The sequence below is a fragment of the Pseudoalteromonas sp. A25 genome, assembly GCF_009176705.1.
Classification (GTDB): Bacteria; Pseudomonadota; Gammaproteobacteria; order Enterobacterales; family Alteromonadaceae; genus Pseudoalteromonas.
This window is the reverse complement of sequence record NZ_AP021847.1, coordinates 88,243-111,096: the sequence shown is the minus strand read 5'-3', so window position 1 is coordinate 111,096 and position 22,854 is coordinate 88,243. Positions and strand designations below refer to the sequence as shown.

The following is a 22,854-nucleotide window of genomic DNA, read 5'->3' as shown; positions in this document are numbered from 1 at the left end:
TTATCCTTTGACCAAAGCTGTTATTTCTAAAGAATCATTTTTTTGTTTTACTTGTGCAGCTTTACCCCACAGTTCCCCTTGTAAAGAGTCACTGATCCAGTAGCTACCGTTAACAGAAACCAATTCGGCTTCAAGACGTTGACAATAAATTGCCGCGTCTTCGTATCCTTGGGCCCCGGCGATCGCGCGGCCTCTTAACGTACCATATATATGAACATTACCATCGGCTATGACTTCTGCACCGTGGCTAACCGCGCCTAATACCACTAGGTCTCGATTTTTAGCATAGATTTGTTGACCCGATCTGACTGTGCCCTGAACAATCTGTGGCGGCAAATATACTTCTTTCTCCACCTCAACAACTTCTGCATCATTCTTTTTAGGTTGAACAGGTTTTGTAGTGTCTTTGCTGTAGTTCAAGACCGATAATTTAACTGCTTTTGCGGCTTCGTTTTGTAGTTCAGAGCCATTACAGATACCCACTGGGTTTAATTGCAAATCAAGAAGAGTTTGTTTTAGGTTTGCAAAATCCACTTCGGTGTCTTGAAGTTTTGCTAAGTTGATAACGATAGGGGCACCGATAAAAAACTTGGGTGCTTGAGAAATCTTCTCGTCTAGCTCTTTTCTAAGTTGGTTGATGTCAACTGAGAACAAGTGCAACACAGACAAGGTAAAAAGGTTTCCTTTTAACTCAAATGTTTGTTCTGACATAAGCGCTCTAATAAAATGCAGACTTAATACTTAAGCAAACCCAAAGCTGTATTTTTATTAAAATGAAGACTCAGGCAAGCATGGGCGTAATTGTTGTTTTGGCCCCGTATTTTAAACGTTTGTAAGTCGCAAAACTTTCCAAATACAATGAGTGTCATGGTATAGTGCCGATTAGACATAAGCAAGAATTTATAGGGTTATAATGCTCACTGCTGTATATAAAAGCTTAAAAAAAGCGGATACCTACCTTTATATTGAAAAAAGAGATGATTTCTCAAAAATACCCGAGCCTTTAATGGCAATGTTCGGCCGTCCACAGTACGTTATGATGTTTGACTTATCAAAACGAAAAAGGCTAGGAACGGCTGATATTGCACAAGTTAAGGAAAAATTAAGCAGCGATGGGTTTTATTTACAGCTTCCTCCTCCAGAAGAAAATCTTCTAGATCAATTTAAAAAACAAAATGGAGTGTCCAGTGATTAAAAAGTTGACCTTGCTCGTAAGTGCATTGTGTTTTTCCACCTCTATTTGGGCGAACACACAAGAAAAGTTTGACAAGTATGTGGCTGATTTGAAAGTTGAAGCACAGGCAAAAGGGTATGATCAAGCTTTAATTGAAAAAGCATTTTCGACTACCAAGTTTAAGAAAAAAGTTATTACGAATGACAAAAATCAGCCAGAAGTAGTTGAGACATTAGAGACCTACTTACCCAAACGCGTACCTCAATGGAAAATTAACCAAGCGCGTAAGCTCTACAAAGAACATAAAACAATTTTAGAGAAAATAGCGGAAGAATATGGCGTGCAAGCTCGCTTTATTGTGGCGTTGTGGGGATTAGAAAGTAACTTTGGCCGTATACAAGGTGGCTACCCAGTAATTAGCGCTCTTGTAACTTTGGCGTTTGATGGCCGTCGTGAAGCAATGTATAAGCGACAATTGTGGGCTGCTTTAGATATCTTAAAAGACGGGCATATTTCTCTTGAAGATTTTAAAGGATCTTGGGCCGGTGCTATGGGGCAAACGCAATTTATGCCGACATCGTTTAACTCCTATGCCGTAGATTATGACAAAGATGGTCGTAAAGATATTTGGACTACGCAAGTGGATGCTTTTGCATCAATTGCAAATTATCTTAAACAGGCAGGTTGGGATGATAATTTAACTTGGGGACGGCAAGTTAAATTACCCGATGGTTTTGACCACAAATATGTGCTCAAACGCGGTACTAAAACCCGTAAGCAGTGGTTAGAATATTGGAAAGATTCTGAGCGTTCGCTAGATGCGTGGCAAGCACTGGGGCTGCGCAGAGCAGATGGCAGCGATCTACCTAGAGTCAATATTACCGCAGCGCTTGTTATGCCAGATGATATTAACGGTCGTATGTATTTGGCATATGATAACTATAAAGCGTTGATGCATTGGAACCGCTCTTATTATTTTGCCACCAGTGTTGGCTACCTATCGGATAGAATTGGTTATCCTAAAATCTAGGTCAGTATAGTTAACTTGAACTCGGGATAATGGATATGAAAAAGTTTGTTATATCAGTCCATTACCAGACCAAATCATACAGTGCTGTAGCATGTTGCTTATCTCGAGTTCAGATTAATTGGTGTTAAGTTGATAGCAGGTCATGGTAAACAGTGTTTTAGGTCAGTTTACTATGACCTGTTGAAGTTTAATTGTGTAACTATCTTCAGCTTAACGATGTAAGCCTGATACTTGACCTGCATCAGAATGAATGCCCTTAAAGCAAGAAGGTGAAAGAATATCTTGTTCTGCTTTTTAATCAACCTTCCAGTGATAACGGCAACATGACTTGCCCTTAAATTAACTACACTCAAGTGACGTGCCTTTTTGCGCAGTCCAGTGGATGATCTCAGGGATCATGTTTTGGTTATCCTCGGGGTGTTCTAAGTGTGGACTGGATATAAACACGCGGCCTTTGCCAAAGGTTGTGCTAATACAGGCAGTGTAGCCTGTCATGTGTTCATCGCTGAAATATTCTGGAAAGCGAATTTTTTCGTCTTTTGCATCCTCTGGCTCTATCACACAACCAAAAGAAGCGATCTCGTTGATGATGCCAAAACCTTGTTTGCGCTTAGCCTGAGTGAGTTCACTTGCTGTTGACAAGCGCATCAGCGGGCCTTGCCAATAAAGCATGGGACGCAAGGGATTGTTTATCCATTTAGGTGAAAGGATTGCGTTTGCCGTATCAGGGTTTAACTTTACGTTGATCAGTCCGCCACCGCGATTTTGGTGCTTCATATCATGGAGTTTTACATCTACTAACGCCAGCCAACCAAAGCGGGCATTTGTAGCAAGAAATGCTCCAGAGCAAATACCAAAGTATCCACCTCCTTTACGAACAAAATCTCGGATAATTTTACGACCACGAATGCCAAGCATCCATTGTTGAACCAGCACGTTTCCGCCACCAGGGACAACAAAAACATCCACACCTTCAAGCTTGTTCTGCCTGATTATTTTGCTGGTTACTATGAGCGTTTTGATATCCGGTTGAGCTTTAAAAATAGCATAGAGAACCCGCGCGGATTTATTCTGAGGACCGGCAAGTATAGCTTTTTCATTTACATCGAAAATCGCGACAGTAATGGGGTTCACAAATTCTCTTCCTTGCTTTGATGGTTACTGGGCATCAGCATCCATATTGAGTTAATTTAACTTTAACTAGAGACTATTCATCCCCTGAAGTTATTGCACAGTAGTGAGTGATTTCGGCAAAAAATTAGCAATGAAAATATTCATTGTCAACAACTTATGAAACCCAAAAAATTAAATAAAAAACAGGGAGATGAATAAATAGCAACAATGTTTGTCGATGATTTTATCTGAGTAATTGAAAGGTTAGCATGGACGCTAATTTTTCTAAAATCGGCGTTGGTTTTTAAGTAATGAAGTGTATTAGAAATTACAAAAGCGTCGATAAGGCAGTTGGTCACGTTGAATGGATAAAGCACTGCACAAAGGCAAATAAAAAAGGCAGCATCCAACATGCTACCTTTTTGATGTGGCTTAAATGCCTACAAGTGTGTAATGAACTTTTACGCTGTTTTACATATGTTTAATGTCAATAGTATGAAAGTGGTTGCACTTTTCCCCAAAAAACGCGATACGAAAATGCGGTATACGCAAGAATGGTTGGCACTACTACTATCACACCGTATAGCAAAAAGTTAAGTGACTCTGGCGCAGCTAGGGCCTCAAAAATGGTGAGCTTGCCAGGTACAACGTACGGGTAAAAACTGTAAAGAATACCAAAAAAGCATAAGATGAAAATGACACATGAAATCAAAAAAGGTAACCATGCCCCCAAGTCGGGTTGTGACTTTAACTGCACTAAAATGCGGTCTAATAAAATAAATAGAGCCAGACAAATAATCGGAATAGGTAAAATCAACAAAAAGATGTCTGAGGTAAACCACCTCTCATAAACACTATGGTTAATAACTGGGTTCACCGCTGATACAGCAACCACGCCCAAAAAAGCCATGCGCGTTGACATATGGCACCAACTGATTGCATCCAGTTGTAATTGCCCTTGGGTTTTTAAAATCAACCAAGCTGCACCGATAAGTGCATAAGCAGCCACTACACCTACACCGCTTAATATTGCAAATGTTACCGCCAACGCACTGGATTCAAAAGACATAACGTACAACCCTAGCATATAGCCTTGCATAAAGGCGCTGATGATTGAGCCAATTTTAAATAGCTTATTCCACATTGATTTGCGTTTTATTTTAGCTTTGGCTCTAAAATCAAAAGCAACGCCACGAATGATCAAGCCAATTAACATGACGGTTACTGGTATATAAAGTGCTTGTAAAATCATGCTATGGGCAAGCGGAAAAGCAATGAGTGCCAAACCAACGGCTAACACTAGCCATGTTTCGTTAGCATCCCAAAACGGACCGATTGAAGCAATCATGGTATCGGCATGTGGCTCATTGTTGGTTGGCAGTAAAATGCCAACGCCTAAGTCGTACCCATCTAAAATTGCGTAGAGCAGTATTGCCAACGCCATAAGCGAAGCATAGATAAAAGATAGTGTATGTGCTTCAAACATAAGCATTTTCCTCTATAGAAGGGCGTTGAAACTCTTCTACTTCTACAGATTTATCGGCGGTATAAAAAAGCGTTCTAATATATGCGATAAGTAGCAACACATAGATCGATAAGTAAGCGATTAGCGACATCAATACGTTGTTGCTGGCAACGTGGGTAACGGCTTCTTCAACACGAAGCACACCCGTGACTAAAAAAGGTTGGCGGCCAATTTCGGTCACATACCAGCCTGCCAATGTGGCTATCCATCCTGAAAAACTCATCGCGACGAGTGTTTTAAGTTGCCAAGGCGCGAGGGTATTATTTCGCCAAAGAGTAAAACGAAAATATAAAGCGACAACAATCATTAATAGGCCCATTCCAACCATAACTCGAAAGCCAAAAAATACGGGCTTAACGGGTGGAGTGGCATTGGGGAATTCATTTAGTCCCTTGATCTCTCCATTTTTTTCGTGGGTTAAAATGATGCTTGCCAAATTGGGTATGGCAATTTCAAAATCGTTAGATCTCGTTTGTTCATTGGGAATAGCAAAAAGGAGCAATGGGGCGCCACGTTGTGTTTCCCATACCCCTTCCATTGCAGCCACTTTTTGTGGCTGATGTTCAAAGGTGTTTAAACCATGTAGGTCGCCTACAAACATTTGCAGTGGTGCGAGCAATGCAGCAACAGTTAACGAGACTTTTAAAGTTAACTGAGGCGCTTTTTTGTCATCACCTTTTAATAAGCGATAGCTGCTAACTCCTGCAATTAGAAAGGCAGCGGTTAAACCGCTGGCAAGTATCATGTGGGCAAGCCGATAAGGAAATGACGGATTGAAAATAACAGCAAACCAGTCGGTGGGGAAGACTACACCGTCTCGTACTTCAAACCCTGTTGGTGTTTGCATCCAAGAGTTTAGTGATAAGATCCAAAACGCTGATAAGCTTGTGCCAATAGCGACGATGATGGTAGAAAGCGTGTGAACCCTTGGCGAAACTCGTTTCATACCAAATAGCATTACACCTAAAAACGTGGCTTCCATGAAAAAGGCTGTGAGTACTTCGTAGCCTAGTAAGGGGCCTGCAATATTGCCCACTTTTTCCATAAAGCCTGGCCAATTTGTACCAAATTGAAACGACATGGTGATACCGCTGACCACGCCCAGAGCAAAAGTCAGTGCAAATATTTTTACCCAAAAACGATAGGCTCTGAGCCACACAGGATGTTGGGTTTTATCGTATTTGATTTTGAAGAAAACTAAAAACCAAGCTAACGCTATGGTGATTGTGGGAAACAGAATATGAAAGCTAATATTGGCGGCAAATTGTATTCGCGACAACAACAAGGTATCAAGCATGACGCACCTCGGCGATTAAGATTTATTAAGCAACTTATCCTTTAAATCAATCACTTTACTTACAGAAGAGCCTAACTTCATCAGTGTTTGTAACTGCTCGGGGGATAAACGTTGTAACTCTGCTGACCATTTGGTGATGGTCTCTAGTAAATCATGGATAGTTTGAATCTGCTCTTGAGCGTATTCCTCCTCTGGGGTTTCACTTCCTTCAAGTAGTTGATCTCGAAGTAAAGAAAGGGTGGGGTCAATTTCACGCTTTCTGCGTTCTTCAAAAACACGGTTGGCTAAATCCCAAATGCTGCCATTTGGTGCATAATATTCTTTTCTATCACCTGGGATATGAGTGACTTTAACAAGTTGCCAAGACTGTAACTCTTTTATACCCATGCTGACATTGCCACGACTGATCTTGAGTGACTCGGCAATTTCGTTAGCAGTAAGGGGCTTTTCGTGGATCACCAAAAGTGCAACCATTTGGCCTATGGTTCTATTAAAACCCCAACGGCTACCCATTTCACCGCAGTGCAGTACAAAGTTTTCAATTTTTGGAGATAAATTCATTGTTTTAAAGTTTCAGTAATTATTGAAACTTTAATATATAGAGGTTGCTTGCTTGGATCAAGTGCTATTTTTGTTGGTTGTAGGGCTGTGAGCGTTACAACAAACATGACTATCATTCTAAGAAGCTGATTGATTATAGAAACATGAGCAAAGAGTATTAATGTCGCTTTAACTACCCATGGTGATAGATGTAATGCTTAACTGCCTGGTTTTGATTGTTTACTCTTGGATTGCCACAGATATGCCCGCTGAGGCCATGATGGTGCCAGCTACTTTTTGTAAAATAGGAAATTGCTTATTTGCATTAAGCGACTTGCTTAAATGAGATGCTAAGTATGAATAGGCAAGGTTAACGGAGCCGAAGGCGAGTGTAGCACAAGCCAAAATAGCTAACATATCAAAGAAGCGAACAGAATGCAGAGTGACAAAAGCCGGAAATAACGCAACATAGAATAAAATTGCTTTTGGATTACTTAATGTTAAAAGTAAGCCAGCAAGGACGTCATTATGACTATTAATACGTTTGCTCGTACCAACGGCGGCAGGTTTTGCTCGCCACATACCAATACCTAACCAAATTAAATAAGCAGCACAGACATATTTTACGTAAATAAATGCCTCGCCCATCAGCTCTGATATGTGGCTCAAACCCAAAATGGCAAGTATGATAAAAATATAATCCGCCAAAACAAGACCAATTGTCATGTACAACCCGCGTTTAAACCCCCCAGTCACTGACGCTGTGGTAATCGTCAACACAGCTGGTCCTGGAATGACGGCAACAACAACCATGGCAATGAATAATCCTAAGAAGCCTTCAAATGACAAAATAAATATCCTTAACTTGGTTAGTAATGGTACTAAAGGTTTGGCAGCTTAGTGTTTTCAGTCTGCCGTTTACTAGCAATCGCCACTCTCCTCGCATGAGAGCTTGCTTTAAATTACATCAAACTAGCATTACTGCATAGTGTATTTTTACAAAGGTTATATAAACAGATTTATCATATCGTCACTATTGGAGCGCAGTAAATTAACAGGCCAATGCTGTTGCTGATGATTGATAAATAATCTAAAACCATTAATACGATAAGTTTGTAGCGGGGGGCTTTGATATGGTAAATGGTAATTTCGTATAGTTTGAAAGTGGCTTGTCGTCGTTTTTATTGTTTCAGCGTTAAGAGTGAGTCATCACCACTTGATCTCTACCGTTTTGTTTTGCTTTGTATAGGTTATCATCTGCTAGCTTTAGGGCTTCGTCTAAAACGGATGTTTTTGCAACTACCGCCCCGGTACTCACAGTAAAACTAATATCGCAATTAAGCCATTTGAATGGTGTATCTTTGATTAGTTTACAAAACTCGTTAAGTTTACTCTGTGCGGCATTAGGCTCAATGTCTTGAAAAAGGACAACAAACTCTTCACCACCAAAGCGGGCTACCAAATGGTCTTTCATTGTTTGTGCTAGAAGGATAGCAAAATGGCGTAATGCTTGGTCGCCACAGTCATGGCCATATTCATCATTGATTTTTTTAAAAAAGTCAATGTCTAGAATTGCTACAACCAAATTAGCTTTGGTTTTGTGAGCATTCTCTATGGCTGGTTTCCCATGTTCAAAAAAGAAACGTCTGTTGTGTAGCTTTGTTAAAGAGTCTTTATCTGCTAACTCATGAATATAATCTAAGTGTTCTAGCACCTCCATGTTCATATTTACTCTGCACAAAAGGTTTTGAAACTCGATGGGCTTGCTTAGAAAGTCATTGGCACCATATTTTATAAAACTGGCCCCCAACTCTATTTGTGAATGCGCAGACAGACCAATAATAGCCAAATGATCTTTGTCATATAACGCTCGAGCTTTTATAACTAACTCGAAGCCACTCATATCGGGCATTTCATGGTCGGTAATGAGTAATCTGATATCTGACGATTCATTGAGTATATCTAGAGCGTCGCGGCCATTACTTGCTTTTAGAACATTAAAGTTAAGGAGTAACATTATTCTCTCAAGCAAGAGTAGTGCTGTAGGCGAATCGTCGACTATTAACGCTCTTACTTTTTGGTTTTTACAAAGCCGTTCAACTAGTCCAACCACATATAAAACAGAATTCGGAGCATCTTTTTCAACATAATCAATTAACAATGCTTTTTTTAAACACTTATGCATACACTCGCGTACAATACCGGTCAGGGCAATTGCTCTTACCTTGGCCTTATTGACTAAGCCTAAAATTTCACCATTTGGCGCATCGGGTAAATGTAAATCGCAAACTGCCACTAAGTACTCATGGCGATGTTGTTTCAATTTTGCTTTTGCTTCTTGGAAGCTGTGTGCTATGTCAACATTTACGTTTAACCGCTCAACTAAAAGTTGCTTGAGCGCGGCAGACGCTGCCTCTTGATCTTCAATAATAAGAACAGTGTGACCGCCATTGATTTTTGGGTCTTTGGTTAGAGTGTGTCTGTGCCTTACTATGCTATTTGCCAAGCCCATGCGCCTATCTAATTTTTATACACTTTTAGCATTAGACATTTTCTAGCACAGGTCAAATCGATTTTAGTTCTAAGCTAGAGAGAGCCTATCCTAAAGAAAATCTAACTTGAATAGCTAACGTATCAGTGGATGTTTGGCAAAGTAAAGGCAGGATTGGTAAAGATAATAACTACATGAAAACAAAAAACGCCACTGGTAGCAGTGGCGTTTTTAGTAAGTAAAGTTTAGTTATCTCACGGCCATCATTATAATACCCGGTAAGATAAAGAATGAGCCAAGCACGTAGCCTAGTGCTGCGGGTTTATTATTTGCTCCAATATGAGCCAACTTTTCCGCAAGGGTGATAGGCAGCTCTCTCAATACTGGAATGCCATAAATAAAGGCTACTGCGAAAACGTTAAACATGACGTGCACCAAAGCTATTGTTAACGCAACTTCTGCTGCAGGGCCGGTGATCGATGTGGCCGCTAATAGTGCCGTAATAGTTGTGCCAATATTTGCGCCAAGCGTGAAAGGATAAATTTGACGAGTATTGAACACGCCACTACCAGCTAAAGGAATCATCAAACTTGTTGTGGTAGATGACGACTGCACCATAATAGTGACCGCTGCACCTGAGCCAATACCAGCTATAGGGCCACGGCCGATAGCGCTATGCAGAATGTCTTTTGCTTTGCCAACCAGTGCTTTTTTAAGTAGCTTACCTAAAGCTGTTACTGCAAATAGAATTAGACCGATACCAGCGACAACCATAGCAACACCAACTGCTTTACCATCTAAAAAGCTTAATGCGTCTTTTATTAAACCTACAGTTGGTTTAACTAAAGGTTTGATAAAGTTGTAGCTCTTAAGTGATAGATCTGCGTCACCTACGAATAAGTGTGATAAATAGCCAGCTAATTTTTGTAAAATTCCAAACATGATTTCTAACGGCAAGAAAATGGCTACTGCAATTAAGTTAAAAAAGTCATGTACCGTTGACGCTGCAAATGCCCTTTGAAACTCTTCTTTGCTGCGAATATGGCCAATCGACACTAAGGTATTTGTTATGGTTGTGCCTATATTTGCACCCATCACCATCGGGATGGCGATATGAATTGGTAAACCACCAGCAACAAGGCCAACAATTACAGAGGTGACAGTAGAAGACGATTGCACTAATGCAGTGGCAAGAGCACCCAGCAGCAACGCAACAAATGGGTTAGTTGCAAAGGCGAAAATCTCTTTAGCTCCTTCGCTGCCACCAGAGGCAAGTTTAAAGCCACCGCTGACTGTGCCAACAGCAACTAATACTAAGTAGACCAATAGGGCGATAGCGGCCCAATTTAAAAATTTATACAGGCCAGAGTTTGCCGATTCACGCATAGTTTTTCTCTTCAATTGACATCAAATATGACGTTTTGATGATGTTTTTGTTTCAAGTGCGGATTTAAACACGGCTTTGTTACAGAAATATTTCAGTAGAGACTGTTTGAATAATTAGTACACTCTCACCGCTATTTAAGTATGACCGAGTGATACCTACTTGTACCTATTTGTATGGCACTCTATCGTTCTATGGTTGCGGATTTATGACACTAGGGCGCGCAATACTGGCAAATATATGTTCATATGAAAAATCACTACAGGAGATTTTTTTATGATGCGCACGCGCTTTATTGGTTTTACATAGCGTAATTGCAAGAGCTAAGGACGCTTTTGGGTTTACTGTTGTTTAGAATAATTGAACGATCCACATTCTCCATATTCTCTACATTTTTATTGGCTATTTTGTTTAACAAATTTAATTTTCTGTTTAGGCATATGAAAATACTGCGCCTTTTAATACTTTTTAGTACTTTAACTTACAGCTATGTAGTTTGTGGCGAGCCCCTAGTATTGTCGCCCCATGGTGGCGTTTATAATGTAAAAGAGTTTGGACAGTACTTTCATGATTACGATAGACAGATTTCGACACTTGAGCAATTACAAACTTTATCTCATGTATTAGCAGCCTATCAACCTCAAAAACCACATGTAAAGCCTTATTGGAAATGGGCAACAGTGGAGCTAGTAAACAATACCGAACAATCTAACTGGTATGTATCTTTTGGGTTCGCGCGTATCCCAATATTAGAAATGTACTGGCTTAACGCCAACGGTGTAAACACTGAGCGTATTGTTAATCTCAATGAGCAAAGTAATTACTACGAACGACCAATACATCACCCACAAATGTATGTGCCGATCACGTTGTTGCCAAACGAGCGAAAAACACTCGTCATTAAGTATCAAACTTTTGCAAATGCGCCGGCTAAAATTCAGATCCATTCAAGCAATCATTTTAATAAAGCGGCTCAGTTTAGTATTTTTAACAATGCCGTTATAGCGGGTCTAGTCCTAACCATTCTCTTCGTTGTTATTGTTAACTTGTACTTTAATCCAAACCTAACCAATGTGTTCTATGCAATTTGGACAGCTCTGTTTTTTCTCATTGTGGCAGATATGGCTGGCTTTACTTATCAGTATTTGTGGCCACAGCATGGACAGTTTGCGAATAATTTTTCAATAGTGCTGATGGTCACAGTGCCAATTTTTCATTTGTTGTTTGTTAGAAGGTTTCTTGAGTTGAGCCGCCATCACAATAAATTAGATAGACTGTATGTGGGCTGTATTTGTATTTATGTGCTGTTGGTGCCTCTTGCTCTTTATCTACAGTCTGTTTTTTATAATCTATTCACGAGTTCCCTGATAATATTACTGTTTTTGTACACTTGTTACTGGTGCTGGCGGCAACGTGCGCCGAGCATAAAAATATTTGCCATTAGCTTGTTGAATCATATCTTATTTGTAAACGTTTTAACGATATTGGGTGCTAGTTTTGGTAACATGTTGCCCAATTTTGATATCGCTACGTATATTAAAATTGGTTACTCAATTGAAGTTTGCTTGTTTACCATTGCAATGGCTGTACAAAATAAGTCAGTCCAAGATCAGCTGGTTCATCATTTGCAAAATCAGGTAAATGCGCTTAATCAATCGGTATTACAACAGCAGCGTTTTTCAAAGCAGCAATGCGAACAGGTAAAAAAGCATGAACAACGTTTGTTTACCGATTTATCGCATGAACTGCGTACGCCGCTAACGGTCATGAAAATTCAAGTGGAATCTTTACAACACAATATTGTAGAGAATGTCCATGAGTCTTATCGAAAGTTGCATGATAAAATTGATGAGCTTAATGAGTTTATCAATACTTTAATGTTAGTTAGCAATTCAAAAGACTTGCATTACTCGTTAGATATTCGACCCACAGAGATTGGCTCCTTTATAAACGAAGTACACCACTTATGTTTGCAAAAACTTAACCTCAAGAAACAGCAGTTGAGTTTAAATTGTCAAACCGATGATATTGACACTATTCAAATTGATAAAAAGGCAATTACTCAGGTGATTGAAGAAATCGTGATCAATGCAGTCAAGTTTGGTGGAGATAATGTCAATATGATCTTAAGCTTTGTTGCGTGCAGCCAGTATCTAACTGTAAGAGTTGAAGATTCTGGTAATCCGCTAACCTACGAGGCGCATAAATTACTTTTTGAGCCGCTATTTCGCCAAGAACCTTCACGTAATAATTTGTTAGGGGGCAAAGGTATGGGGCTTGCAGTGTGCAAAAAGTTGATCGAAGCACATCATGGCGTGATCTCATCTCACAATAGCTTGCTAGGTGGATTATGCGTTGAATTTAGCCTGCCCAAAGAGCCGCTAACTGTTATTGCCTGATCTTTGCTTCATAGCGAATATTTAAGTAGACTTCTGCGTTTAGTAGCAAAAATGAAGTAAATAAAGTAATGAATGACACACCGTTTTGGCAGACAAAAAGCTTAGAAGAAATGGATCAACAACAGTGGGAGGCCATTTGTGATGGGTGTGGAAAATGTTGCTTGCACAGCTTTATAGACAGCGATCATGAAGATGATGACGATTTTGCAAGTACTGATTTTTTGCGAGAAGGTGAAACACTGATACACACCAGTTTGGTTTGTCAGTATATCGATGAGAACACATGTGGCTGTACGCGATATAATGAACGACAGCAATTAGTTCCATCATGTGTAAAGTTAACTAAAGAGAACCTAAAAGATATCTTTTTTATGCCACAAAGCTGCAGTTATCGCCGCTTGTATGAGGGAAGAGGGCTGGCCAGTTGGCATCCACTGTTAAACAATGGTCAAAAAGAACAAATGCATGCAGCTGGAATTAGTATACAAGGGCGCGTGACTAAAGATAACACGGTTGATTTAGAAAATGACTTTGAAGAGTATGTCGCTCAGTGGCCAACGTTTGACTGTGATTAGCAGGTGCAGCACTTAAGGCTGGTAAAGGGGATCAGAGTTACTTCACGTAAGTGAAGCAACTCTGTAGGTCGATAGGTTAAAACGACAAGTTATTTAACACCTCATCATCGACGTTATTCGATAACGTTACTTTTAATTTTGGTGTACGCGCCATTTCACGTTTGATAGCAAAGTTAGCCTCTTCGTTACGTGCCCAGCTGCGACGCGCAATACCATTGTTTACATCAAACAATAGCATCGACTTCAAACGGCCTTCGGCTTCTGGTGACCCGTCAAGTAGCATACCAAAGCCGCCATTGATCACTTCGCCCCAACCAACACCGCCACCGTTGTGAATCGAAACCCACGTTGCACCACGGAAGCTATCGCCAATCACGTTGTGAATCGCCATATCCGCCGTAAAACGGCTGCCGTCGTAGATGTTTGATGTTTCTCTAAATGGTGAATCTGTGCCGCTCACATCGTGGTGATCACGACCCAGTACCACAGGGCCAATCTCGCCACGTGCGATTGCATCGTTAAAGGCTTTGGCAATCTCTGCGCGGCCTTGCGCATCCGCATACAAAATACGCGCTTGTGAACCGACTACCAGCTTGTTTTGCTTCGCGTCTTTGATCCAAGTGATATTGTCTTGCATCTGTTGCTGAATTTCTTCAGGCGACTCAGCCATGATCTTATTCAGCACTTCAGCGGCAATGGCATCGGTTTTATCTAAATCTTCAGGCTTGCCAGATGTACATACCCAGCGGAATGGACCAAAGCCATAGTCAAAACACATTGGGCCAAGAATATCTTGCACGTATGATGGATACTTAAAGTCGATACCATTTTCAGCCATTACATCGCCACCGGCACGCGATGCTTCAAGCAAGAATGCATTACCATAATCAAAGAAGTAGGTGCCTTTTGCGGTGTGTTTGTTCACTGTATCAGCATGGCGCTTCAGTGTTGCTTGTACTTTTTCTTTGAATAACTCTGGCTCTTCGCGAATTAAACGGTTTGATTCTTCGTAGCTGATATCAACCGGGTAATAACCGCCTGACCAAGGATTATGTAGTGATGTTTGGTCTGAGCCGAGGTGAACAAATATGTCATGCTCATAGAAAGCTTCCCATACATCTACCACGTTACCGATGTAAGCAATAGACACCACTTCTTCATTAGCTTGTGCTTGTTTAACACGTGTGAGCAATGCATCCATGTTATCGATAAGTTCATCTACCCAGCCTTGCTGGTGACGTTTGGTCGCCGCTTTCGGGTTTACTTCCGCACATACGGTAATACAGTTTGCAATGTTACCTGCTTTAGGTTGTGCACCACTCATGCCACCAAGACCCGCCGTTAAGAAAATCTTACCTTTGGGGCTTTCATCTTTGTTTAAAACTTTACGGAACGCGTTCATCACCGTGATGGTCGTGCCGTGCACGATCCCTTGCGGACCAATGTACATAAACGAGCCCGCAGTCATTTGGCCGTATTGTGTTACGCCGAGTGCGTTAAAGCGCTCCCAATCATCTGGCTTTGAGTAGTTCGGGATCATCATACCGTTGGTTACAACCACACGAGGCGCATCTTTTGAAGAGGGGAACAAGCCCATCGGGTGGCCCGAGTACATGTGTAGCGTTTGGTCTTCTTCCATTTCGCTTAGGTATTTCATTGCTAATAGGTACTGCGCCCAGTTTTGGAATACCGCGCCGTTACCACCGTAGGTGATCAACTCTTCAGGGTGCTGCGCAACCGCTGGATCTAAATTGTTATCGATCATCAGCATGATTGCGGCGGCTTGCTCGCACTTAGCAGGGTAATCAGAAATTGAACGCGCTTTTAACTCATAGTTTGGCTTAAAACGATACATGTAAATACGGCCAAAATCTTTGAGCTCTTGAGCAAACTCAACTGCCAATTCGTGATGCCACTCTTTAGGGAAATAACGCAAGGCATTACGGATCGCTAGCTGCTTTTCATCAGCAGATAAAATGTCTTTGCGTTTAGGGGCGCGGTTTGCATCAGCTGGGTAAGGTTTAGGCGCAGGTAAAACGCTTGGGATACCTTGTTTTATTTGTTCTTTAAAATTCATTACAACTCTCCCTTAATTTACGGTAAATGCCTGAGATTTAACTAATGCAATCATGGCGTCGATGTCAGGCTTAAGTAATCTATCTTCTTCTAGTTTGGCAACCTTATTTCGGATCACTTTGAAGTTCTCTTCAATGAGACTTGAGCAAGTATTTGGACGTCTAAATTCGATTGCTTGTGCGGCATACATCAATTCAATCGCAAATATTTTTTCAAGGTTACCTAAAATTTGATTAAGCTTACGTCCTGAGATGCTACCCATCGATACGTGATCTTCTTGGCCCATTGAAGTTGGTACGCTATCTGCCGATGGTGGGAAGCATAACGATTTATTCTCTGTCACTAAAGCTGCTGTTGTGTACTGTGGGATCATCATGCCAGAGTTCAAACCACCCGACGTCGTTAACAAGCGCGGCAAACCGTGTAGGCCTTCGAGCAGTAAATAACAGCGTCTATCAGATATATTACCCAATTCGGCTGCAGCAATTGATGCATAGTCTAATACCATTGCCAAAGGCTGACCGTGGAAACTCCCTCCAGAAATTGCCTCTTCTGAACTTATCACAATCGGGTTGTCAGTGACTGAATTCATTTCAATTTCAGCAAGTTCTTTTAGATGGTTGTACGCGTTGCGTGAGGCACCATGTACTTGTGGAATACAGCGAAGTGAATAAGGGTCTTGTACACGGTCACACTCTTCATGGTCAGCCATGTTTTGTGAGTCTTTGAAGAATCGGCGCATACGAGCGGCGACTTCGATGTTACCAGCAAATGCACGTATTTGGTGTAGCTCTTCTCTGAATGGCGATTGGCTACCTTGCATTCCTTCTATACTCATCGCACCAGCCAGATCTGCAAGATCAAGTAAGTAACGCATTTTTGTTAACGCAGTGATAGCGTGAGATAGGATAAACTGTGTGCCATTGATAAGCGCCAAACCTTCTTTTGCTTGCAGTTCTAGCGGCTCCAAGCCATGTTCTTGTAAAGCTGTTGCGGCAGGAATAGTTTGCTCACCGTGCCAAAATTCACCTTCGCCTAGTAGCGGTAAAAATAAGTGTGAAAGCGGTGCTAAATCACCCGATGCTCCAACTGAACCTTGCTCAGGCACCACTGGAATTAAATCAAGTTCAATGAACTTTAACATGCGCTCAACCACTTCTAAACGAATGCCAGAAAAACCCTGACTTAGAGCATGTACTTTGGTGATAAGCATGAGCTTTGAAATCGGCTTGGCGATAGCCTCACCCACGCCAACCGCATGTGTGATGAGCAAGTTTTTTTGTAAAAGATGAGTTTCTTCAGGAGATATTTGTGTATCGCACAAGGGGCCAAACCCAGTGTTAATACCGTATACGGCTTTGTCTGACGCCGCCATTTTTTCAACGTTGCTTCGACTTTTATTTATTTTATCTAACGCTTCTTGGCAAAGTTCAGCTTTGATACTGCCATTGGCGATACCATTTACCACATCTAAATTTAGACGGTCTACACCATATCTAAACGTCATTATTATTCTCCCAAATATCATCTTGTTGCGAAGTATCTTACGCGATTATGAGGTTATGCTATCTTGTGCATGATGTTTTATAAATGCATAATAATCGTAATTTATTCCGATTTTATCGAACAAACTGTTTGGTTGTATAAAAGGTAGCCATATGCAAGTTCAAGACGTTGACTTACGCTTATTGAGGATCTTTGTTGCTATTGTTGAATGTGGCGGTTTATCAGCAGCCGAATCACGTTTAAACATTGGCCGCTCCACGATTAGTTCTCATTTATCGGACTTAGAAGTGCGATTAGGTTTAAAGTTGTGCAAAAGAGGGCGCAGCGGGTTTGAATTAACGGAGCCAGGGCGGATTACCTATCAAGCTTCACTGGAATTAATGCAGCAGTGCGAAGCATTCGCTACAACTGTGGCCAGCTCTAAAAATGAGCTGTCAGGTCGCGCTACCATCTCGGTAATTGATACCATGGTCAGTGATCCCCGTTGTGGCGTCGCGCACGCAATAGCGACTCTAAAGAGAAAGAGTAACAGTATTCAATTTGACATTAACGTATGTGAAGCCCGCGAAGTTGAAACATCAGTGGTTAATGGTCGCTCTATAGTGGGTTTAGGTGTTAGCCGGCATCATTTACGTGGCCTCGACTATGTCCCACTTTATAACGAAAATAATTATTTGTATTGTGGGGTGGGGCATCCTTTATTTGATTGCGACACGTCGCAAGTTGACGCGCTATTACAACAGGCTGAGGTAGTTACGAGTAATTACATGCGAGACAGAGAAACACGCAATGATGGCTTAAATTACCAAAATAGTGCTGCGGCTTATCATGATGAAGGAATTGCTCATTTAATCCTGTCTGGTCAGTTTATCGGTTATTTACCAGATCACTACGCCAGCTATTGGGTCGATAAGGGCATGTTTAAAGCAATTCTACCTGAGCAATATTCGTATCAAATTCCCGTCGTGCTGATCACAGCCAAGAATATTACGCCTTCTCCGTTAGCGAGTGCACTGATAGAGCAAGTGAAACTGTGTCACCAAAAATAAGCTTAGATATATAAAATTACGTTTATAGCATTAGGAACGTTCCATTTTCTGGTGGGTGCTTTTATTGTTACAGGGTGTACACTCTAATTTATCCTTCTAATTGGAGTTTTCTTGTGAGTGATATAAACACAAACCAAAGCTACGTTGCACAAGGTAACGGCGAAAATAAAAACTATTTGTTACCGCTCAGTGCAATGACCACATTATTTTTTCTCTGGGGATTTATTACAGTTCTCAATGACGTATTGATCCCAAGGCTTAAGGGTGTATTTGATTTAAATTACACCGAAGCAATGATGATCCAATTTTGTTTTTTTAGTGCTTACTTTATAGTTTCTCTGCCTGCAGGTGCATTGGTAAAAAAACTAGGCTACAAAAATGGTGTGCTAACCGGCCTAGTAGTTGCGTCGATTGGATGTCTGCTATTTTACCCTGCTGTTATTGTTCATGAATATTGGTTGTTTCTTGGAGCGCTATTTGTGTTAGCGTCAGGTATTACCGTGCTGCAAGTGTCTGCAAACCCCTATGTTGCAGCACTTGGACCTGTTAAAACCGCATCGAGTCGTTTAAATTTGGCGCAAGCTCTAAATTCACTCGGCACAACAGTCGGCCCTTATGTTGGGGGATTACTGTTTTTTGGCACGGCCGGTGCAACGGCGGCAGAGGCGGGTGCTGAATCAGTAAAAGTGCCCTATTTAATGCTCGCGGGCGCATTACTGAGTATCGCTATTGTGTTTGCGTTTTTAAAGTTGCCTACGATTGAGTCTCATACCGAAGAAAAAGACTGTAAGGCTAAAGAGCATAGCCTAATTGATGCACCGCACTTAGTGATGGGGGTAGGTGCTATCTTTTGTTATGTTGGCGCCGAGGTTGCCATTGGTAGTTTCTTAGTTAATTATTTTGCGCAACCTAACATTGCAGGTCTTGCAGAACATGACGCGGCAAAACTTATCAGTTATTACTGGGGCGGGGCCATGATAGGTCGTTTTATCGGCTCTGTAGTGCTGCAAAAAGTGGCGCCTTCAAAAGCGCTCACATTTAATGCACTATGTATTGTCGCGCTTTTAGCTCTAACCATGTCAACTAATGGTAGCTTAGCTATGTGGGCTGTACTGGCTGTTGGCTTGTTTAATTCAATTATGTTTCCAACGATCTTCTCAGTGGCGATCGAAGGTTTGGGCTCTTTAACGAGTAAGGGGTCAGGGTGGTTGTGTTTAGCTATCGTTGGTGGCGCCATTGTGCCATTGATCCAAGGCTTATTTGCCGATTCGCTAAATATCCAGATTAGCTTTATCGTACCTTTAGTATGTTATTTGTATATCGCTTTGTATGGATTAAAAGTTGTCAACTGGACTCAAATCTGGCAAGAAAAAGTGAATTAAGTCTTAATAAGATGATCAAAAGGCAAGCACTCGCTTGCCTTTTTTGTATTTATTACAGTGAGTTTTATGAAGACTGAATACGTATTCATAACAAATATGACCGAAATTTATAGGAACGTTCCATTTTCGCATAAGTTCTGTTTTGGAAAAATGTTCGGTAATTTGGCTTTACTCTCTATCTTGCAAGTTAGCCTAAAGTTGCTTTTTCAATCTATACTTTTTGTTGTTATCGAAAACGAAGCCAAAATCGTTTATTTTTAGAGCGAATGTACATGATTTTACTAATTTTGCTAAAAAATCTCAGATACTGACCGATACGATAAGACAAACCAGTTTAATTTTGTTACATATGACTAAAAGCCTGATTTGATCAGACGTTGTTTGCAACATATGGCAACGGGTTTCAGCGTAAAATTTATAATAATAGGCTCATAATGTTTAAATCGTTTAAGTTTACTACAAAAGTTACCATTGCAGCCTCACTGGTATTAGTGATGGTGCTGGGGTTGTTTACCATCAACAATTTTATTGTGATGCGCAGTCAAACTCAGCAACAGCTTACCTTAGTACTGCAAGAAATATCTCAATCTGTGTCACAAAATATTGCTAATTGGCTCAACGGTAGGCTTGAAATTGTAAGCTCCGTGGCGCTGGGTCATCGAGCTTCAGACTCTCGAGATCAAATCTTACGGCGCTTAGCTACGGCGGATGCGGCAGGAGACTTCAAAAATGTTTACATAGGTATGCGCGAGGGAGACTTTATCTTGGACGATCCAAGTATTGTTTTACCTGCCGATTATGACGCGACAACGCGGCCATGGTATCAGTTAGCAAAAGAGAAAAATGGTACGGCATTTACCAACCCCTATATTGATGTGACGACTAACGAGTTAACAATATCAGCAGTGGTGCCCGTTACCAGTGGCAGTGAATTTTTAGGGGTCGCGGGTGGTGATATAGATATGGCGACGATCACCGATATCATTAATGAAATTGACTTCCTAGGCTTCGGCTATGGATTTTTACTTGATTCTGATGGCCGAATTTTGTCGCATCCAAATACTCAATTAAACGATAAACCGATGGCTGAATTGTTCGGTAAACATTTACCACTGCAAAGTGAGTTTATTGAAGAGGAAATAGATGGCAGCGAGCGTTTGATTTCTTTTGTAAAAATGGAAGGAATCAAAAATGTTGATTGGTATTTGGGTGTTGTTATAAATAAAGAGATAGCGTACTCGTCGGTTTCTTCTTTTAGAAACATGGCCGCAATCTACATGTTGCTGGGCGTAATAGTCATAGTGCTCATGTTAAAACTATTGCTCAAGTACCTTATGAAACCAGTCGCGCAATTAAATGATGCAATTAAAGATATTGCTCAGGGTGAGGGCGACCTAACTAGGCGGCTGCATGTTGAAAGCGAAGATGAGTTCGGCGAGTTATCTAATTACTTCAACCTGTTTATAGAGAAAATTCATAACTCAATCGCGCAAGTAAGAGATACGACGATTACGTTAGAGCATTCGGTTGAGAGCTTAATTTCACAAACCCAATCTACGCTCAGCATGTATAGTGATCAAACCAAGCGCACAGATAATGTGGCAACAGCAATTAATGAGTTGTCCTCAAGTGCCGTTGAAATCTCTAATAATGCAAGTCATGCATCTGAGCTGGCCACGGAGGCGAACAAGCTGAGTGTGGATAGCCAGACCGCATTAAATGCGAACATTTCTGAGATAGCGTCATTAAGTGACAAAATGGCGCAAGCACAATCTACCGTTGATAGTTTAGACAAGCACTCGGCAAGTATTGGGCAAGTACTTGAAGTGATCAAAGGTGTCAGTGAGCAAACCAACTTACTTGCACTAAATGCGGCTATTGAGGCGGCACGCGCAGGGGAAGCCGGTAGAGGTTTTGCTGTGGTTGCAGACGAAGTAAGGCAACTTGCACAGCGTACTCAAGAGTCTACCCAAGAAATCGAAGCGACCATAATTGAACTTCAGCAAGGTTCAGCCTCTGCCGTTGCGGTTATGAAGTCATCACTTGAAGACTCAGCCAAGAGTGCATCTCAAGCGACTCAGGCCGGTGAAAAAATGCATGAAGTGAGTAACGCGATTGATTCAATAGATGGGGTGAATCACGCGGTTGCAAGTGCAACACAAGAGCAAAATACGGTTATCCAATCTTTAGATAGTGATATTCATCATATTAGCGACTTGTCTGTACAAGGTTCTGAGAACTTAAATGCGACGCTTGGAGAGTGCAGACAGCTTCAAGCTCAGTTCGATGAGCTTGAAAAAATGGTAATGAAGTTTAAAGTTTAACATTACCTACATCTCAAATTAGTAAAAGTCAGCCATATTATGGCTGACTTTTTTGTATCTAAACCACAAACAATTATTGCAACCCAAGGAATAAAAGGGCTGTGCGCTTTTGTGTGTACCTTTTATTGCGATTGTCATTTATCTGTATTATTTGCGCAACACGTTTGTCATTAAACCCCCTTAAACTGCACCCAATTTAATTACTAGCAAAACTTAAGGTGTATGCGATGAAGTGCGTTAACCCCCTGTTGTTGGCAGGTTTGCTTGCAACTGCATCAAGCGTTCAAGCGAATGACTTAAACCAAGTCGTCGAGAAAAGTAGTGCAATCAATGAATCTGCACAAAAGACTCAAACGAAGATAGATTCAATTGCAGACTCAATGCAATCGCGTTTACAAAAGTTCAAAACTCTCAATAAAGAGATAGATGGACTTACGGTATATAACGCGCAATTAGATAAACAAATTAAAAACCAACTTGATGAAATGAGCGCTATTAATGCGTCGATGGATCAGGTTTCGGTGATTGAACGTCAAATAACGCCTTTAATGCTCCGTATGATCACAGGATTAGAGCAGTTTGTGCAACTAGATGTGCCATTTCTACCTAAAGAGCGTGCTGAGCGCTTAGCAAAACTTAGAGCAATGATGGACCGTGCTGACGTGACATCAAGTGAAAAGTTTCGCCGTGTACTTGAAGCATATCAAGTTGAAGTTGACTATGGTCGCACCATTGAAGCTTACACAGCGCTGTTAACTGTTGATGGTCAAGAACGCGAAGTAGATTTTTTGCGCATTGGCCGCATGGAGTTACTTTATGTAACCAAAGATGGCGCTCTTGCTGGCAGTTGGAATCAATCAGCTAAGAAGTTTGTAGAACTTGAAGATACAAGTATTAGCCAAATCAAAAAAGGCATACGCATAGCGCGTAAGCAACTTGCCCCAGATATGTTATCGCTTCCAGTTCACGCGTCGGAATAAGAGGTTCAT

Annotated in this window: 18 protein-coding genes; 8 read left to right on the top strand and 10 right to left on the bottom strand. The window is 41.1% G+C overall.

Annotation, left to right across the window (positions count from 1 at the left end):
* Complete coding sequence (minC, locus tag GDK41_RS17155; RefSeq protein ID WP_152087705.1) at positions 1–711, bottom strand: septum site-determining protein MinC; 711 nt, start codon at positions 709–711, stop codon at positions 1–3.
* A gap of 202 nt (positions 712–913) precedes the next feature.
* Here minC and GDK41_RS17150 point away from each other — a divergent pair, with 202 nt between their 5' ends.
* Both GDK41_RS17150 and GDK41_RS17145 read left to right on the top strand, forming a co-directional pair.
* On the top strand, positions 914–1,195 hold the full coding sequence (locus tag GDK41_RS17150; RefSeq protein ID WP_152087704.1) for a YcgL domain-containing protein: 282 nt from the start codon (positions 914–916) through the stop codon (positions 1,193–1,195).
* On the top strand, positions 1,188–2,204 hold the full coding sequence (locus GDK41_RS17145; RefSeq protein ID WP_152087703.1) for a lytic murein transglycosylase: 1,017 nt from the start codon (positions 1,188–1,190) through the stop codon (positions 2,202–2,204). Before GDK41_RS17150 ends, GDK41_RS17145 begins: the two co-directional genes overlap by 8 nt.
* Before the next feature lie 339 nt (positions 2,205–2,543).
* On the opposite strand, the gene GDK41_RS17140 is transcribed toward GDK41_RS17145, so the two are convergent.
* The 7 genes from GDK41_RS17140 to GDK41_RS17110 form a co-directional block, all read right to left on the bottom strand.
* On the bottom strand, positions 2,544–3,338 hold the full coding sequence (locus GDK41_RS17140; protein ID WP_152087702.1) for a BPL-N domain-containing protein: 795 nt from the start codon (positions 3,336–3,338) through the stop codon (positions 2,544–2,546).
* A 466-nt stretch (positions 3,339–3,804) separates the two neighbouring features.
* Entirely contained in the window at positions 3,805–4,803 is a 999-nt protein-coding gene (locus tag GDK41_RS17135; protein ID WP_152087701.1) for a cytochrome d ubiquinol oxidase subunit II, read from the bottom strand.
* Positions 4,796–6,139 carry a cytochrome ubiquinol oxidase subunit I gene (locus tag GDK41_RS17130; RefSeq protein ID WP_152087700.1) on the bottom strand — a complete coding sequence of 448 codons (1,344 nt, stop codon included), beginning with the start codon at positions 6,137–6,139 and terminating at the stop codon, positions 4,796–4,798. Before GDK41_RS17130 ends, GDK41_RS17135 begins: the two co-directional genes overlap by 8 nt.
* Before the next feature lie 15 nt (positions 6,140–6,154).
* Entirely contained in the window at positions 6,155–6,700 is a 546-nt protein-coding gene (locus tag GDK41_RS17125; RefSeq protein ID WP_152087699.1) for a GbsR/MarR family transcriptional regulator, read from the bottom strand.
* A gap of 219 nt (positions 6,701–6,919) precedes the next feature.
* A complete protein-coding gene (locus tag GDK41_RS17120; protein ID WP_152087698.1) occupies positions 6,920–7,528 on the bottom strand; it encodes a LysE family translocator in 609 nt (202 codons plus the stop codon).
* Positions 7,529–7,874: 346 nt separating this feature from the next.
* Complete coding sequence (locus GDK41_RS17115; protein WP_172971665.1) at positions 7,875–9,185, bottom strand: response regulator; 1,311 nt, start codon at positions 9,183–9,185, stop codon at positions 7,875–7,877.
* 234 nt (positions 9,186–9,419) lie between these two features.
* Positions 9,420–10,556, bottom strand: coding sequence for a Na/Pi symporter (locus GDK41_RS17110; protein ID WP_152087696.1), 1,137 nt, complete (start codon positions 10,554–10,556; stop codon positions 9,420–9,422).
* Positions 10,557–10,994: 438 nt separating this feature from the next.
* On the opposite strand from GDK41_RS17110, the gene GDK41_RS17105 reads away from it, so the two are divergent.
* Positions 10,995–12,953, top strand: coding sequence for a sensor histidine kinase (locus tag GDK41_RS17105; protein ID WP_152087695.1), 1,959 nt, complete (start codon positions 10,995–10,997; stop codon positions 12,951–12,953).
* 68 nt (positions 12,954–13,021) lie between these two features.
* Positions 13,022–13,528, top strand: coding sequence for a YcgN family cysteine cluster protein (locus tag GDK41_RS17100; protein ID WP_152087694.1), 507 nt, complete (start codon positions 13,022–13,024; stop codon positions 13,526–13,528).
* 76 nt (positions 13,529–13,604) lie between these two features.
* On the opposite strand, the gene GDK41_RS17095 is transcribed toward GDK41_RS17100, so the two are convergent.
* Positions 13,605–15,605: a urocanate hydratase gene (locus GDK41_RS17095; protein WP_152087693.1), complete on the bottom strand. Its 2,001-nt coding sequence runs from the start codon at positions 15,603–15,605 to the stop codon at positions 13,605–13,607.
* 12 nt (positions 15,606–15,617) lie between these two features.
* On the bottom strand, positions 15,618–17,111 hold the full coding sequence (gene hutH / locus GDK41_RS17090; RefSeq protein ID WP_152087692.1) for a histidine ammonia-lyase: 1,494 nt from the start codon (positions 17,109–17,111) through the stop codon (positions 15,618–15,620).
* 151 nt (positions 17,112–17,262) lie between these two features.
* Between hutH and GDK41_RS17085 the strand changes: the two genes are divergently transcribed.
* The 4 genes from GDK41_RS17085 to GDK41_RS17070 all read left to right on the top strand — a co-directional run bounded on the left by GDK41_RS17085 (position 17,263) and on the right by GDK41_RS17070 (position 22,845).
* A complete protein-coding gene (locus GDK41_RS17085) occupies positions 17,263–18,159 on the top strand; it encodes a LysR family transcriptional regulator (RefSeq protein WP_152087691.1) in 897 nt (298 codons plus the stop codon).
* Between the two features lie 113 nt (positions 18,160–18,272).
* A complete protein-coding gene (locus GDK41_RS17080) occupies positions 18,273–19,541 on the top strand; it encodes a sugar MFS transporter (protein ID WP_152087690.1) in 1,269 nt (422 codons plus the stop codon).
* Between the two features lie 434 nt (positions 19,542–19,975).
* Positions 19,976–21,865, top strand: a complete 1,890-nt coding sequence (locus tag GDK41_RS17075) for a methyl-accepting chemotaxis protein (RefSeq protein WP_152087689.1) — start codon at positions 19,976–19,978, stop codon at positions 21,863–21,865.
* Between the two features lie 227 nt (positions 21,866–22,092).
* The gene (locus GDK41_RS17070) at positions 22,093–22,845 is read left to right on the top strand and encodes a DUF3450 domain-containing protein (protein WP_152087688.1); all 753 of its coding nucleotides are present in this window, start codon (positions 22,093–22,095) and stop codon (positions 22,843–22,845) included.
* Positions 22,846–22,854: the final 9 nt, after the last annotated feature.